This is a genomic window from Ktedonobacter robiniae, from assembly GCF_016587375.1.
Classification (GTDB): Bacteria; Chloroflexota; Ktedonobacteria; order Ktedonobacterales; family Ktedonobacteraceae; genus Ktedonobacter; species Ktedonobacter robiniae.
Genome location: NZ_BNJG01000001.1, coordinates 2,116,828 through 2,131,248 on the forward strand (window position 1 = coordinate 2,116,828; position 14,421 = coordinate 2,131,248).

13 protein-coding genes are annotated in these 14,421 nt (G+C 55.8%); 6 read left to right on the plus strand and 7 right to left on the minus strand.

Going from position 1 to position 14,421, the window contains the following annotated elements; all coding sequences use genetic code 11:
- Positions 1-115 precede the first annotated feature (115 nt).
- Both eno and JMJ04_RS08820 read left to right on the plus strand, forming a co-directional pair.
- Positions 116-1,420, plus strand: coding sequence for a phosphopyruvate hydratase (gene eno / locus JMJ04_RS08815; protein ID WP_201372348.1), 1,305 nt, complete (start codon positions 116-118; stop codon positions 1,418-1,420).
- Between the two features lie 187 nt (positions 1,421-1,607).
- The gene (locus JMJ04_RS08820) at positions 1,608-2,477 is read left to right on the plus strand and encodes an alpha/beta fold hydrolase (protein WP_201370163.1); all 870 of its coding nucleotides are present in this window, start codon (positions 1,608-1,610) and stop codon (positions 2,475-2,477) included.
- Positions 2,478-2,549: 72 nt separating this feature from the next.
- On the opposite strand, the gene JMJ04_RS08825 is transcribed toward JMJ04_RS08820, so the two are convergent.
- Together JMJ04_RS08825 and JMJ04_RS08830 are read right to left on the minus strand one after the other, a co-directional pair.
- Positions 2,550-2,834 (minus strand): hypothetical protein, encoded by a 285-nt coding sequence (locus JMJ04_RS08825; RefSeq protein ID WP_007913004.1) that lies wholly within the window; start codon positions 2,832-2,834, stop codon positions 2,550-2,552.
- Positions 2,835-2,874: 40 nt separating this feature from the next.
- A complete protein-coding gene (locus JMJ04_RS08830) occupies positions 2,875-3,645 on the minus strand; it encodes a hypothetical protein (protein ID WP_201370164.1) in 771 nt (256 codons plus the stop codon).
- 426 nt (positions 3,646-4,071) lie between these two features.
- On the opposite strand from JMJ04_RS08830, the gene JMJ04_RS08835 reads away from it, so the two are divergent.
- Together JMJ04_RS08835 and iscB are read left to right on the plus strand one after the other, a co-directional pair.
- Complete coding sequence (locus JMJ04_RS08835; RefSeq protein WP_201370165.1) at positions 4,072-4,902, plus strand: XdhC family protein; 831 nt, start codon at positions 4,072-4,074, stop codon at positions 4,900-4,902.
- Positions 4,903-5,257: 355 nt separating this feature from the next.
- The gene (iscB, locus tag JMJ04_RS08840; RefSeq protein ID WP_201370166.1) at positions 5,258-6,583 is read left to right on the plus strand and encodes an RNA-guided endonuclease IscB; all 1,326 of its coding nucleotides are present in this window, start codon (positions 5,258-5,260) and stop codon (positions 6,581-6,583) included.
- A gap of 18 nt (positions 6,584-6,601) precedes the next feature.
- Here iscB and JMJ04_RS08845 read toward each other — a convergent pair whose 3' ends face one another.
- On the minus strand, positions 6,602-8,008 hold the full coding sequence (locus JMJ04_RS08845) for a glycoside hydrolase family 18 protein (protein ID WP_201370167.1): 1,407 nt from the start codon (positions 8,006-8,008) through the stop codon (positions 6,602-6,604).
- A gap of 203 nt (positions 8,009-8,211) precedes the next feature.
- Positions 8,212-9,156 (minus strand): LLM class F420-dependent oxidoreductase, encoded by a 945-nt coding sequence (locus JMJ04_RS08850; RefSeq protein ID WP_201370168.1) that lies wholly within the window; start codon positions 9,154-9,156, stop codon positions 8,212-8,214.
- Between the two features lie 150 nt (positions 9,157-9,306).
- Here JMJ04_RS08850 and JMJ04_RS08855 point away from each other — a divergent pair, with 150 nt between their 5' ends.
- Positions 9,307-10,125: a helix-turn-helix transcriptional regulator gene (locus JMJ04_RS08855; protein ID WP_201370169.1), complete on the plus strand. Its 819-nt coding sequence runs from the start codon at positions 9,307-9,309 to the stop codon at positions 10,123-10,125.
- A 287-nt stretch (positions 10,126-10,412) separates the two neighbouring features.
- On the opposite strand, the gene JMJ04_RS08860 is transcribed toward JMJ04_RS08855, so the two are convergent.
- Positions 10,413-10,868, minus strand: coding sequence for a carboxymuconolactone decarboxylase family protein (locus tag JMJ04_RS08860; RefSeq protein ID WP_201370170.1), 456 nt, complete (start codon positions 10,866-10,868; stop codon positions 10,413-10,415).
- Positions 10,869-11,339: 471 nt separating this feature from the next.
- On the opposite strand from JMJ04_RS08860, the gene JMJ04_RS08865 reads away from it, so the two are divergent.
- The gene (locus JMJ04_RS08865; protein WP_201370171.1) at positions 11,340-12,617 is read left to right on the plus strand and encodes an MDR family MFS transporter; all 1,278 of its coding nucleotides are present in this window, start codon (positions 11,340-11,342) and stop codon (positions 12,615-12,617) included.
- A 35-nt stretch (positions 12,618-12,652) separates the two neighbouring features.
- Here the strand turns inward: JMJ04_RS08865 and JMJ04_RS08870 are convergent, their stop codons facing one another.
- Together JMJ04_RS08870 and JMJ04_RS08875 are read right to left on the minus strand one after the other, a co-directional pair.
- On the minus strand, positions 12,653-13,414 hold the full coding sequence (locus JMJ04_RS08870) for an SIR2 family NAD-dependent protein deacylase (protein WP_201370172.1): 762 nt from the start codon (positions 13,412-13,414) through the stop codon (positions 12,653-12,655).
- A 370-nt stretch (positions 13,415-13,784) separates the two neighbouring features.
- Positions 13,785-14,420 carry a LysE family translocator gene (locus JMJ04_RS08875; RefSeq protein WP_201370173.1) on the minus strand — a complete coding sequence of 212 codons (636 nt, stop codon included), beginning with the start codon at positions 14,418-14,420 and terminating at the stop codon, positions 13,785-13,787.
- Position 14,421 lies beyond the last annotated feature (1 nt).

A 14,421-nucleotide genomic window follows, 5' to 3' on the forward strand; every position in this document is an offset into this window, starting at 1 on the left:
ATGTATGGTATAGCACAGCTTCGAGGGTCCCGCATGGCGCTATCATAGCAATGCAATAGATATCGAATCTTGTTTTCGTGGAGGATTTTGTAGTATGCCACTGAATACGGATGATCTGACAACAATTGAAGAGGTTACCGCGCACGAGATACTCGACTCGCGTGGCAATCCAACCGTTCAAGTTGAAGTGCTTCTGATGGGCGGAGCACATGGGATCGCAGCGGTTCCCTCGGGCGCGTCAACCGGCGCCCACGAGGCCGTCGAACTGCGCGATGGCGACAAGAGCCGTTATGGCGGCAAGGGAGTACTCAAGGCCGTTGAGAACGTTAACGACCAGATCAGCGACGCCCTTGTTGGCCTGGACGCCTCCGACCAGGTAATGATCGACGAGATCATGATCGAGCTGGATGGAACCTCTAACAAAGGAAAGCTGGGGGCGAACGCCCTCCTGGGCGTCTCTCTGGCCGTTGCCAAAGCCGCAGCCCAGGCCCATCAGCAGCCGCTCTACCGCTACCTGGGAGGCGTCTCAGCTCGTACGCTACCTGTACCAATGCTCAATATTTTAAATGGTGGCAAGCACGCCGATAATTCGACTGACTTCCAGGAATACATGATTCTCCCCGTTGGTGCGCCTTCCTTCCGCGAGGCCCTGCGCTGGGGTGCCGAGGTCTATCAGGGCCTGAAAAAGGTGCTGCACGGCAAGAAGTTTAATACCAACGTCGGCGACGAGGGTGGCTTCGCGCCTTCGCTCTCATCCAACCGCGAGGCCCTTGAGCTGATAGTCGATGCCATCGAGGCTGCGGGCTACAAACCAGGCGTAGATATCTTCCTGGGTATGGACACGGCCTCGACTGAACTCTATGAGAATGGGAAATACGAGCTCGCGCGCGAGGGTCGCACCCTTAACTCTAAAGAGATGATCGATCTCTATGAGCAGTGGATTGGTGAATATCCCATCGTTACTATCGAGGATGGCCTGGCGGAGGACGACTGGGAAGGCTGGTCTATAATGCGCCAGCGCCTGGGAGGCCGCGTCCAACTGGTAGGCGACGACCTGTTTGTCACCAACACTACCCGCCTCAAACGTGGCATTAGCGAGGGTTCAGCCAACTCCATCCTGGTCAAACTGAACCAGATCGGTACGCTGACCGAGACCCTGGAGGCCATTGAGATGGCCAAGCGTGCGGGCTATACCGCAGTCGTCTCGCACCGCTCCGGTGAGACCGAGGATACGACAATTGCCGACCTGGTCGTGGCCACCAATGCCGGGCAGATCAAGACTGGCGCACCCGCCCGCAGTGAGCGCGTCGCCAAGTACAACCGCCTGCTGGTGATCGAGGATGAACTAGGGGCTGAGGCGGCTCGCTATGCTGGCTTTAACGCTTTCTACAACGTACCTGCTCTGTACGCCAAAGCCTAAGCACGCTATAGTATAGATAACCCGTGTGCAAAACCTTCATGGTTGGTGGTGTGATGCTCCCTGGTGACCAATGGTCACCAGGGAGCATCACACCACCAACCATGGCGAGCACCGCAGGCGCGAGAAGTCAAGCCAGAAAGAATGCACACAACACATAGATATCATTTATCCAATCAAGAGAGGACTTATGCCTACAAGATTCAATACCTCACGGGAGCGGCGCACAGGGCGCGCCATCCATTACAAATATAGCTATATCGTCCAGAATGCCGAGCGTGGTCCCGAGGGGGCAATCGTGCTCCTGCACGATCTTCCTGCTGGCGCCTTCGCCTGGGAAGAGATCATGCCCCAGCTAGCTGGCCTGGGTCGCGCGGTCTATGCCTTCGATATGCTTGGCTATGGCCAGTCGGAGCATCCCTGGCCCGCCGATACCTCGGTCTGGGGGCAGGCAGACGGCCTGGCCCTGCTCTTCAAAGACCTCAAATTGAATAATATCATCCTGGTCGGACATGGCGTTGGCGGTGGCGTCGCGCAGATCCTGGCAACGCGTCTGTATCGCGAGCAGACCTCGGCCCTGGTCCTCCTGGATACGATTAGCTACCTCCACTCCTTCGACGAGAACTGGCCCCTGTCCGAGATGAGCAAGCGCCAGGATTTTGATGCCCCTAAAGAAGCTTCAGTCGAGGATGTGGTGCGCGATCTGCGTGAGACCCTGGGCAAGGGCGTGGTCAATGTCAAAGGCTTCGCCAACGTGATCGATAACTATATCGCGCCCTGGGACAGCGAAGTGGGCAAAGAGGTGCTCTACCAGCACATTCGCCTGCTCATCCCTTACTATACCAATGCCGTCTCAACCGATCTGGCGGTGCTCAAGAAACCAGTCCTCCTCATCTGGGGTGAGAAAGATCAGCAGATGCCGCTCACATATGCCGAGCGCCTACACCGTGAGATTCCCCATTCCAGGCTGGCAATCATCCACAACGCCGGCCACCTGGTCAACTTCGATGCTCCTGAGGCCGTGGCCACAGAGATCGTCAATTTCGTCAATGGCCTGTAATATCGTAGGTCAAAAAAAGAGGACGCAACCCATCTGGTTGCGTCCTCTTTTTTTGACCTACGATATCCAACCCTACGAGGCTTTCCTACGCTGACGACGCTCCTTTGGGCGCTCCTCGCCTTGGGACACACACATAAGCTGTTGCGAAGTCCGCACAGCGGGCAGTGTGCTTCTGGCCTGCTGCTGCTCCACGAGATAGGACTCGGAACATCGGTTATACTCTTCGACAGCGAGCATATACGTGTTAAAGAGCCGCTCAAGGGTTGGGAGCGAGGCTCCCTGCTGCTCGGCAAGCGCCAGGTCATACCATTTCTGTTTCATACGCTTTTCGGCGTACTCGATATCGCTAGGAGTCATGTAGTTTCAAGCTTTCTGGAGGGCAAGTACTAACTACTAATCAGGACGCCTTTTTCTGTTGCTTCTGCGCCCTATACTCCTCCGTAAACTGCTGGAGCAACTGTTTCGCATTTAAGAAGGTCAGGTTCGAGAGGTTGTCTGGTTCTGGCTTCTCCAGGTGCTGACAGAGCTTCTTAATGCTAGAAATCTGCTGCTCCGTCGCAGCCGCGTCAGGCGCTGGTTCACTCTTGCTCGCGCCTCCATTTGGGCCCTGCGCGTTCGCGCTCTGCTGCCCCTGACCGCTAAAGCGCCCATTGGCGGTGGCCGCAAATCCCCCCTGTGTGTGACTATTGCCATTGCTACCAGCATAGCTGCCATTGGTGGGCCGCTCTACGGGCGCATCGACAATGCGCTGCTCCTCATTAAGTTCTGGCGCGAACTGTGTGCCATATCCAAGCGCGGCCAATGCACGGCCAATAGAGCCCGACTCGGCCTTCTCGATAAAATCTGGAAAGTTCGCCGCGTTCTCCGACTTGGTCCCCGTCGCCGATCCACCCTTGCCATCATGGACAGTTGCCCGGAAGATGGCTACCCCCTTCGCTGTCTTCACGACCTTCTCGCTACGCCGCTTCTCAGCGTTCCACACAAAGGTCTCCGCCTCGACATCCTTATCCAGGTCCAGGTGTACGATTTCGGTTTCAATCGTACCTTGAGGGCACTCCTGGCGGAACCACACCAAACGCCACTTCACCTCCAGGTACTCCGATACGCCCTTCCCATTCTTAATATTTATCAGGTGTTCTCTAGGGTTAAACGTCTGGCCGTTACTCATTGCTAACACTCCTATTAGATGATCAATCACGTTGTCTTCTCTGGGAAATATGCGCTTTGCCCAGTATGTACGCCTACTCAATACAACTCTACTGTGCCATCCCTGACAGAAACACCCATTCACGTTCCGCTAGAATCTCGCCCCATTCAATCCACATCTTGAAAATTTGTTCTAACATTATAGAACAACCTGGAGCATGCTGTCAAGTTATGAAGATTGGTCACGAGAAGGCTGCTAGCGTGGCTTGAACCCTATATCTACCTCGCCTATCGTGAGGAAGATTCTCGTTATCGTGTCACTATCATATTCTTTTCACGTAGGCCAAAAGAGGAAAATACTAGCGGCCAGGGGAGAGGTTGCAGTCAGCGTAATAGTATAATAACAGGATAAGTATTCAGTGATTGAGTAGTATGCGAGAGGTGGGCAATGACTGCCATTACTTTGTACAATGAGATTCAGGCGGCCCTGCGACGTGGTGAGCGCGTCGTCGTGGCCACAGTTGTAAAGACGATGGGTGCGGCCCCTTGCGAGATTGGCACCAAACTGCTAATCGCGGCGGACGGCACGCCCCAGGGGCGTATGGCGGGACCCGTCACGGATAAAAAGGTCGTCGATGAGGGGTTGAAGGCGCTGAGTGAGAATCACTCACACCTGGCACATATCCATATCGATGCCGATAACGGCGAGTCGGTCGGCAGTTGTGGAGCAACGCTGGAGGTCTTTTTTGAGGTCCTACGCCCCGAGCCACGCCTGGTTATCGTAGGCGCGGGCTATGTGGCACAGGCCCTGGCGCACCTGGCGCATAGGCTGGACTTCCGCATCGTCGTGGTGGACGACCGGCGCGACCTGGCCGATCCTCAGCTCTTTGGCGAGAAAGTACAGCTCATCTTCGGCGATATCCCCGCGACCATCCAGGCCCTTGAACCTGATGAATCAAGCTGGCTGGTGATCGTCACGCGTGGGCATCAACTGGATAGAGACGCCTTAAAGGCCGCGCTATCCACCCGGGCGGCCTATATCGGTATGATCGGGAGCACCAGCAAGGTCAAACAAATTTTTCACCACCTGCGCGAAGAGGGCATCCCACGCAAGCAACTGGAGCGTGTCCACGCCCCCATCGGCCTGGACCTTGGCGCGGAAACTCCCGATGAGATCGCGCTGAGCATCGCCGCGGAAATGGTGATGCTACGCCGCCAGGGAAGCGGCCTCTCGCTCAAAAACAAGCACAATCTTCTAGGGGATGAGGTGCTCGCCTGAGCACCTCATCTCACACGCCAGGAATAGACTAATCGTCTGAATCAGAGTCATGTACCCCCGCATCGAATGCGGGGGCTTGCGAGGGGCGTTCGCGCCGTCCGCAGGCCCGAGACATGAGCAGACTCAGCCAGGGGAGGAGCAGGCTCCTCCCATCGGGCTCCGTTGCAAGCGAATGCGGCACCGCCGATGTTCATAGGCACGTTCAGGTGCTTCACCAGCCTGAACCTCTGCGGGAAAGCGTTAAAAGGTGTAGAGGGTGAAGCCGGTGCGCTTTCCAACAAACCGCTTGCACACGTTGTCGAGGTGAGCATTACCCGCGCAAGCGGAGGCCCGCAAGGGCACAAAGGAAGGAACCATGTCGAACGTCTTTGTCGTCGATACGCTCAAGCACCCGCTGACCCCGGTCCATCCGGGGCGAGCACGTCGATTGCTCACCGCCGGAAAGGCAGCCGTCTATCGGACTGCTCCCTTTACCATCATCCTCACGCGGGAGGTCGAGCATCCTGCCCCTGCCCCGCTGCGGCTCAAAATCGATCCGGGCGCCCACACCACCGGGCTGGCGCTGGTGGACGACGCGGGCGGGGAGGTCGTCTGGGCCGCCGAACTCACCCATCGGGGTGCCGCGATCAAAAAAGCCCTGGATACCCGCCGCAATGTGCGCCGGGGGCGCAGATCCCGCAAGACCCGCTATCGCGCTCCGCGGTTTGCCAACCGGAGGCGCAGAGCCGGATGGCTGCCCCCGTCGCTCGTCTCGCGGGTGGAGAACATCCTGACCTGGGTGGCGCGGATCAGCGGGATCGCGCACGTGACCACACTCTCCCAGGAACTGGTGCGCTTCGACCTGCAGAAGTTGGAGCACCCGGACATCTCCGGCGTCGAGTATCAGCAGGGCACCCTGTTCGGCTACGAAGTGCGGGAATACTGCCTGGAGAAATGGGGAAGGGCATGTGCGTACTGCGGAGCAACGGGCATCCCGCTCCAACTGGAACACATCCTTGCGCGCGCCAGGGGGGGCAGCCAGCGGGTCTCCAACCTCACCCTGGCCTGTGAAGCCTGCAATCTGGCAAAAGGCACCCAGGATATTCGAGACTTCCTCGCTCATGATCCTGTGCGCCTGGAACGCATTCTCAGGCAAGCGAAGACCCCGCTCAAAGCCGCGGCGGCCGTCAATGTCACGCGCTGGGAACTCTTCGAGCGGCTCAAGGCGACCGGTCTGCCCGTGGAAACGGGGTCTGGAGGCCTGACCAAGTACCATCGAATCACGCGGGCCCTCCCGAAGACGCATTGGCTCGACGCGGCAGTTGTGGGAGCCTCCACCTCTCAGCGCCTGCGCACGGGGGACGTCGTGCCCCTGCTCGTGCACGCGACGGGGCGCGGGCATCGACGGCTGTGCAACGTCAATGTGCTGGGGTTCCCGGTTAGCCATCGCAAGCGCCGCAAACGCTATTTTGGGTATCAAACGGGGGACCTGGTGCGAGCCGTGGTCCCCGAGCGCTTTGCCTGCCGGGGTACCCACGTGGGGCGTGTAGCGGTGAAAGCCAGCGGCTACTTCACCATCACGACGGCGCACAGCAAGGTCACTGATGTGCCTCACCGCTTTTGCCGGCTGATCGGACGCAGCACTGGCTACACCTACCAGGTTGGGACACGGCACGCTGCCCCATCCCCAAGCAGGCCGTAAGGAACGGCCACCGCGCCCCTATGGGGTTCCTCCCCAGCTTGCAAAGACCGGGGCTCCCTGGCCCGTATTTCTGTGGAAGCCATTGTAGACTGTCGTGGTCAGGGTAGCCGAGCTATCATCCCCATCCAGCGACCAGAACATTGCGCCAGCCAGATCGTGGCTTTTCACATAATGGACCTTAGTAGCTACCGCCGTGGCGTCATCAAACGACCAGAAGGTGGTGCCATCAAAGATCCAGGATGCTTTTGTAATGGGGTCGCGATACGTAGGATAATTGAGCTGTGCCAGGACGTTGTAGTCATTAGTGCCAGCCTCGTACACGCCTGGCGCGGGCTGCATGTCCGGACTGCTCTGGTAGAGTCCATGGTTCTGATTTGGTACATTCGTCCAACCATGACCATAGAAGGGAATACCGACCACCAGTTTTTCTTCCTCAAAGCCCGCTCTCAAGTAGGCGCGCACAGTGTTATCGACGCTGTACGCGTTTGTGGGAGCAGGGGAGGGATCCTTATGGCTGCTATAGAGCGGGGCAGCAAAATCGGTTGGTCCCTGGGCATCCCATGCTCCATGCAGATCATAGGTCATCAGGTTAGCCCAGTTCAGGTAATGACCAATCTTATTTAGCTCGATCTTCTGATACTTATCCGGGCCAGCAGGCAGGGCAGCCGATAGGAGATAGCGCTTCCCGGTCTGCTTGCTTAAGGCATCAAGCTGATGGCGGAACTCAGCCAGCAGGGCCGTAAAGTTCTGCGTATCCTCGGGCCGGTAGACATTACCAGTGTTACCAGGCGCGGCTGGATACTCCCAGTCAATGTCAATGCCATCGAAGACGCCAGCCCCCGCGCCATTGGCGGATGGCAAATTGCCCTTGATGTAGAGATCGATGCAGGACTGGACAAAGGCCGCCCGATTCTGAGGTAGTGCCGCGTCCGAGAAGAGCGCGGACCAACTCCAACCGCCAATCGAGATCATGGTCTGAAGCTTAGGATGCAAGGCTTTCAGCTCCTTGAGCTGGTTAAAATTGCCCCGCAAGGGATCAGACCAGCTATCGGCCTGGCCGTTCACGGCCTCGGTGGCAGCGAATGGTCTGTCAGTATCCGCCCAGCTATCCCCAAGCTGACACTTAAGATCGCTACTGATGTTGCTAAAAGCATAGTTAATAGTCGTCAGCTTGCTGGCCTGACCATTCACATCTACGTTATGCAAATTATAGTTGCGTCCATAGATGCTCCAGGCCGTGAAATAACCCACAATACGCTTGCTCGTGGGAGCTGGCGCGGCAAACATGTCATTGCCGCTCTTAGCAGCAGAGAACGTCTGTGCATAAGCCTTGCCACCACCATTGAGCAGGGTAAAAGCACAGAGATAAAAGAGGAGCAGAAAAAGGGTGCCTCCTAGCACCAGGGGTCGACGAGAGTGCGTCATACAGCTCTCCTTTCTGGCAATCATTGCCAGCACCTTTTACTTAAACATCTTTAATACGCTTTTTGGGACCTATACCCGAACGATATATTCTAAAAGCAACATTACCCACTTCCTATGACTTTGTCAAGACATCTAGACCACTAGACCTTATAAATAAAATTGTAGGGCCCATGCTGGCATGGGCCCTACAATGACTGTTCCGTTTACGCAATGAACTCTTGAGCGAAGAAGCGCAAGGTGTCCAACTGCAAACTATCGGAGGAGAAACTAATGATTACTTCCTGGATACCAGCTTCCTCCAACTCAGCAAGCTGGCGACGAATTGTATCCGGACTACCGATCAGCGCGCCTGCTGCTACCGGCCTGCCCAGGAGCGCGGCGGGAAACTTCGCCCTGGCCTGCTCATCGGTCTCGCCAATGGCACATAGGCAGGTGATCGTGCGATGAATGCTCTCGTAGTCGCGCCCGACCGTTTCGCAATGCTCTTTGAGTACGGCCAGTTTTCGCTTAATGACCTCTAGATCGCCACTAAGGTTGCACGCATCAGCGTACTGTGCGACCAGCTTGAGCGTCACTTTTTCGCCGCCACCTCCAATGAGCAGGGGGATATGCGGCTTTTGCACACCTTTGGGCTGATTGATAGCTCCATGTACCTGGTAGTATTTCCCCTCAAAGGCGGCTTCCTCCTGAGTCCACATGGCTCGAATAACCTGCACAGCCTCTCGCAGGTACCGTAGGCGCTCAGGGGCTTCGGGATAGTCATATCCATAAGCGCGATACTCATGCTCAAACCAGCCTGCTCCGATACCAAAGTTGAGTCGCCCATGCGAGAGCACATCGACGGTACTGGCCATTTTCGCGAGCAACGCGGGGTGACGATAACCATTGCAGGTAACCAACTGGCCGATGCGCATACGCGTCGTATCACGCGCAAGGGCTGAGGTGGTGGTCCAGCATTCAAAGGTGAACTCCTGGGATGGGCGTGGAATAGTATGAAAGTGATCAACAAGCCAGGCGGATACAAAGCCCACTTCTTCAGCAACCTGAGCCACGCGCGTCATTGCTTCATAGGCTTCAACTGGATCCTTAATTCCCACCAGTTCCATTGCCCAGCCTTGCGGCAGGGATACACCAAATTTCAGAGACATAGAGTAATTTCCTCGATTCTGGGCAAACATTTACAGAGTGATCAGGCCCTGTTGACGCAGGCGCCTGGCTTGACTATACTCTGTTGCTGATGCCAGGAACAGGGTTTCTTAATCATAGGTCTCTCACCACCAGGATAAGGAGCAACCAATATGCATGAGCGTGAACGCCGTCAGACCCTCGCTACTTTTTTACGCCAGCGGCGGATGCACCTTTCGCCTATCGATGTGGGGCTGCCGCCTGGTATCCGCCGTCGCACTCCAGGACTGCGCCGAGAAGAGGTAGCACAGCTCGCCAATATTGGCACCTCCTGGTATGTCTGGCTGGAGCAGGGACGCGATGTGCATCCCTCGGCCCAGGTTCTTGAGAGTATCGCCCAGGCGCTCAAGTTGACCTCAAATGAACGCCGGCACCTCTTTGTGCTCGCCGGGCAACCACTGCCAACTCCGCTTTCTCCTACAAACGAGAGTGTTAGCCCGGCGCTCCAACAAGTGCTTGACGATCTTAATCCATCTCCCGCTTATGTCGTGGGCCGCCGGTATGATTATCTAGCCTGGAATAAAGCCGCTGATGTCGTCTTCTCCATTTCAAACACAACCTCCACATACACGCGCAACTTGATATGGCGCCTCTTTACCAGCCCCACGATGCGGGCACGCTCAAATTGGGAAACGATTGCGCGAGGCACATTAGCAGAGTTCCGCGCGGCTAGCGCACGCTATCCCGAAGATCCCTATTTTGAGGAGTTAATTGAGGATTTGAAGCAGGTAAGTCCCGAGTTTTGCCAGTGGTGGCCCCACCATGATGTACGGAGCGCGCTAGAGGGTCCCAAGGTCATAGAGCATTCAACCCTGGGCACTCTGGAGTTTGAGCATTTCACCTTGCAGATGCTCGGTAGTGCTGATATCAGGCTTATAATCTACACACCTAATAGCCGGACCCGAGCAATTCTGCAAAGCCTTGACGCTTAGACCTCGCCAAGGACGTCCCTCGTTTTATTTTCTTTGTCTCCGTCGTGGGATCAGAAATACCTCTCTTCCCACTCTCAAGACGAGCGCTCCCCTCTCTTACTCACCTGGTCGAGCTTCCTCTTTTACGCCCAGGCTGTGCATCGTTGGTGATAAGAAGCCACCTACCCCTTGACATGATACGACACCAAATGTCCAAGCAGGGAAGGTGAACGTGGGTATCGAAGAAATCTGGAACGACGAATCTCAAACCGGCGCGAATCGCGCCAGTTTGAGATTCATCATTCACATTACCAATTCTGGCCCGCCACCTGCCTGGTGGTGGCGTTGAGGCGGTTGAAAAGGTTAGTCGTGGCGATCATAAGGACGATGGCCGCGAGCCCCTTCTCGTCGTAGTGGCTCGCGGCCTCGTTCCAGATCGAGTCTGGGACCGGGTCAGTCCGGTCGGCGAGGCGGGTGGCAGCCTCTGTGAGCGCGAGAGCGGCACGTTCGGCGTCGGTAAAGTAGGGCGTCTCGCGCCAGGCTGCCACGGCGAAGAGACGCTCATCTGTTTCGCCTGCCTTTTTGGCGCTGCGTGAGCCTGAGTCAACACAGGCACTACAACCATTGATCTGGCTCGCGCGCAGGTGGACAAGCTCAAGCGTCTGCTGCGGTACGCCGCCCTTTCTCGTGGCCTTGAGCAGGGTGAGTATGGCATTCATGGCGTCAGGAAGAATCGTTGCTGGATTGCTCATTCGTGCTTGCATGATGGATTTCTTCTCCTTATAGGTATCTTTGTTGTACGTGGTTAGATGATACTGAACCGGGATGCTGGTTTACGCATGTTTCAGCATGCTACCGGTACCATCAGTCAGTTTCCCAAGTGTGCGGCTTTTGTGCGGCTTTGTGGTCGAAGCACCCAGGAAGCGGCAATGAGAAGAACTACGGAACCGGTCGCGATGAGGTGGATTTCCCTCGTCACTTCTCTGACGGAACGCGGCGAGAGAATGTGACCGAAATCTCTACTCTCTTTGCGATTCTCCTATGCCAAAGAATAGCGTAAGGACTGTGTATTGATGGGCAATCCTGCAAAACCTTAACATTTAGCCCTCTTCCCGCCAGGCTTGGCGCACTAGCTCCGGCAGGATCTGCCCGACAGGTCCATTGAGCTGGTACTGGGTTGGCTGCTTCGCACTATAATCTATGAGAGAACCCCTCATCTACGAAAGGATTTCGCTATGCAGCCGCTTACAAAGCGCTTTACAGATATATTGGCAAACTATCGCTTCTCGCGCCCCTTCTGGCTTCTTGCCGCAGGATCATTTATCAATCGAGCAGGCCACTTTGTTGTGCCTTTCTTCGCTTTATACCTCACATCATCCCTGCATTTCACGGTCAGCGAAGCCACACTGGTCATCTCGATTATGGGCCTAGGATCGCTGGCCTCGGGCATATGTGGTGGTGTACTCTCGGACATTATTGGACGCAGGCCAACCATCCTGATAAGCCTGCTCATAGGTGCGGGCATTCTACTGGCTCTGGGCTTTGCGTCACACATTGTAATTATCACTGGACTAGCTTTGCTATACACGTTTTTCGCCGACCTTGCTGGGCCAGCGATATCGGCGGCGGTCGCCGATACAACGCCCTCTCAGAAGCTTCCTCAAGCCTATAGCCTGCGTTATTGGACAAACAATATCGGGTCAGCGATAGGCCCGGTCCTGGCGGGCCTGCTGGCTCCAATCTCATATCTGCTACTCTTCCTGGGGGATGCGCTGACGACCTTTTGCTTTAGCCTCCTGATCTGGTTTGGTCTACCTGAGACACATCAGCCACGCAAGACCGCCACCAAAGAGCATTTAGAACATCTACAGCATCTAAGCATCGCTCTGACCGATCCCTGGCTATGGAGTTACGCACTCCTGGCCTTCCTCTTCGATTGTGTGTATATGCAATCCATGACCGCGATACCGCTGGATATGCAGGCACACGCTCTGAGTCCATTCGCGTATGGCTCCATCATGGGAATCAGTGCCGTGGAGGTCGTCCTGATCAGCTTACCTGTGACTGCGCTCTGCAACCGTTTCTTTCCCAAAACCTCGCTGAGTATTGCGGCGCTGTTACTGGGAATTGGTATGGGCCTCTTTAGCATGCTACACACCTATCAAGGCTTTTTGCTGGGCGTCGCCATCTGGACCCTTGGCGAGATACCTTACTTCCCCACCTCGGTCGCCATCATCGCGGATATATCGCCAACACACCTACGTGGCACTTACCAGGGCATATTCCAGACGATACGCGCCGTAGCGGTAGTGGTCGCGCCCGGGCTAGGTGGCTTTGTCATGCAGCAATTAAATGCTGCCTTCCTCTGGCAAATCTGCTTTGTGATCGGGCTGCTGGTCGCAACAGGCTACTTTGTGTTAGGACGTTTACATCATAGCCATAAAAGCCGCGCCGTGTTGCCAGTCAGCAATAACAATCACGCGCTGCCCGCTGAAGTTCTCAGCAAGGACTAGAAGCATTTGTGAACAATCCTGCAAAGCCTTAACATTTAGACCTCGTCCCGCCAGGCCTGGCGCACTAGCTCTGGCAGGATCTGCCCGGCGGGTCCATTGAGCTGGTAGAGGTCAGGCGAGGCCAACGGCTCGACTTCAAGATTGATGACGACAATGGTGGCCCCAGCCCGGCGCGCGACCTCTGTCAGCGATGCGGCTGGCTCCACAAGGCCCGAGGTGCCGATAGAGAAGAAGAGATCGCAGAAGATCGCAGCTTCTAGCGCCTGCTCAAAGGTCTCCTCTGGCAGCGATTCCCCAAACCAGACCACGTCTGGTCGTAACAGGCCACCACAGCGAGGACAATGCGGAGGCACCTCGCCATTCGCTGACCAGGACTCCACCAGCGTATCCTCTTCAAAGCACCTGGTGCGAGTGATATTGCCATGCAGTTCCAGCACATTCCGGCTGTCCGCTCGCTGGTGCAAACCATCGATGTTCTGGGTGACGAGCGTAAAGGTCGCGGCATGCCGCTCAATAGCTGCCAGGGCCGCATGCCCCGGATTGGGCTGAGCCTGGCCCATCAGTTCGCGTCGGTGCGCATACCATTCCCAGACCAGTTTAGGATTGCGCTGGAAAGCCTCAGAAGTCGCCAGGTCCTCTGGGCGAAACTTCTCCCAGAGACCCGTCTGAGGATCGCGAAAGGTAGGCAGGCCACTCTCAGCCGAGATGCCCGCCCCCGTCAGGACAGCAATGCTTTTCGCGCCACGCAACGCCTCCACCAATCCTGGAGGAATCGAGACCGCAGATTGCTCACTCATAGTTCATCTCTTCTTTCTTAAAAAATCAGCTTGCCTCTATTTTTAATATTAACCCGCAAACATGACCTCTCGCCGCTACATGTAAATACAAACATTATCATAGTCAACAATCACACAATTGTCCTGGTAAGCAAGCTGCTTGGATAGCTCGTCCACTAGGATTTTTTTTGTAAAAGTGGCCAATTAAATGGCTTCTCTTCCGCACTTTGCGTGAAGCCAAAAGGGGGGAGAAGACTTGTGTTGAGAGGGATCGCTGCTCAAGCCTCTCAAAGCACGCTTCTCCTTGCTAAAAGCTCTTGCATTCAGCAAAGTGCGGGAGAGCCATTTCATGTTGGGATTTACAGCCCTGGAGGACCTGTTCAATCCTCTCTTACTTTTTCTCTGAACCAATCACCGCAGTGAAGACACCCAGCGCGATATAGACAGATCCTGTAATAAATCGCTGAATGCGCTGGAAGGATGCACTCCTGGTGAGGAACCGCCCCACGACAGAGCCAAACAGGGCGTAGAGGCTATCGGTGCAGATCCCCACCAATTCGAAAAGTATTCCAAGCAAAAGCATTTGTCCGGCTATCGAGCCTTTCGCAGGATCAACAAATTGAGGTAAGAAGGCGTAAAAGAAGAGAGCTGTTTTGGGATTGAGCAAGTCTACCAGGAAGCCCTGCAAAAAGAGCCGAGAGAAACTCTTGGGGACCACTACCACTACCTGCTGTGGCTTTTGTCGGTTCAGGAGTGTGCGCACGCCCAGGTAGATCAAGTACATAGCCCCCAGATATTTCACCACACTGAAGGCGAGAGCGGAGGAGAGGAGCAACGCTGAAAGCCCCAGAGCGGCTGCAATTGCGTGCATGAGACCCGCTAACTCAATGCCTAAGACAGAAGCGAGTCCTGCCCGCTTTCCTTGCACAGCACTGTGAGTCACGATGTACACGACTGAGGGACCAGGAATGAGCAACAACCCCAACGCTGCGAGGGAAAAGAGCATGATGGTTGACCAAGTGAGCATA

Bases quoted from the DNA above. Each gene is read 5' to 3' on its own strand.
- JMJ04_RS08820 (WP_201370163.1), top strand. From the start codon at position 1,608: ATGCCTACAAGATTCAATACCTCACGGGAGCGGCGCACAGGGCGCGCC.
- JMJ04_RS08825 (WP_007913004.1), bottom strand. From the start codon at position 2,834: ATGACTCCTAGCGATATCGAGTACGCCGAAAAGCGTATGAAACAGAAA.
- JMJ04_RS08830 (WP_201370164.1), bottom strand. From the start codon at position 3,645: ATGAGTAACGGCCAGACGTTTAACCCTAGAGAACACCTGATAAATATT.
- JMJ04_RS08835 (WP_201370165.1), top strand. From the start codon at position 4,072: ATGACTGCCATTACTTTGTACAATGAGATTCAGGCGGCCCTGCGACGT.
- iscB (WP_201370166.1), top strand. From the start codon at position 5,258: ATGTCGAACGTCTTTGTCGTCGATACGCTCAAGCACCCGCTGACCCCG.
- JMJ04_RS08845 (WP_201370167.1), bottom strand. From the start codon at position 8,008: ATGACGCACTCTCGTCGACCCCTGGTGCTAGGAGGCACCCTTTTTCTG.
- JMJ04_RS08850 (WP_201370168.1), bottom strand. From the start codon at position 9,156: ATGTCTCTGAAATTTGGTGTATCCCTGCCGCAAGGCTGGGCAATGGAA.
- JMJ04_RS08855 (WP_201370169.1), top strand. From the start codon at position 9,307: ATGCATGAGCGTGAACGCCGTCAGACCCTCGCTACTTTTTTACGCCAG.
- JMJ04_RS08860 (WP_201370170.1), bottom strand. From the start codon at position 10,868: ATGCAAGCACGAATGAGCAATCCAGCAACGATTCTTCCTGACGCCATG.
- JMJ04_RS08865 (WP_201370171.1), top strand. From the start codon at position 11,340: ATGCAGCCGCTTACAAAGCGCTTTACAGATATATTGGCAAACTATCGC.
- JMJ04_RS08870 (WP_201370172.1), bottom strand. From the start codon at position 13,414: ATGAGTGAGCAATCTGCGGTCTCGATTCCTCCAGGATTGGTGGAGGCG.
- JMJ04_RS08875 (WP_201370173.1), bottom strand. From the start codon at position 14,420: ATGCTCACTTGGTCAACCATCATGCTCTTTTCCCTCGCAGCGTTGGGG.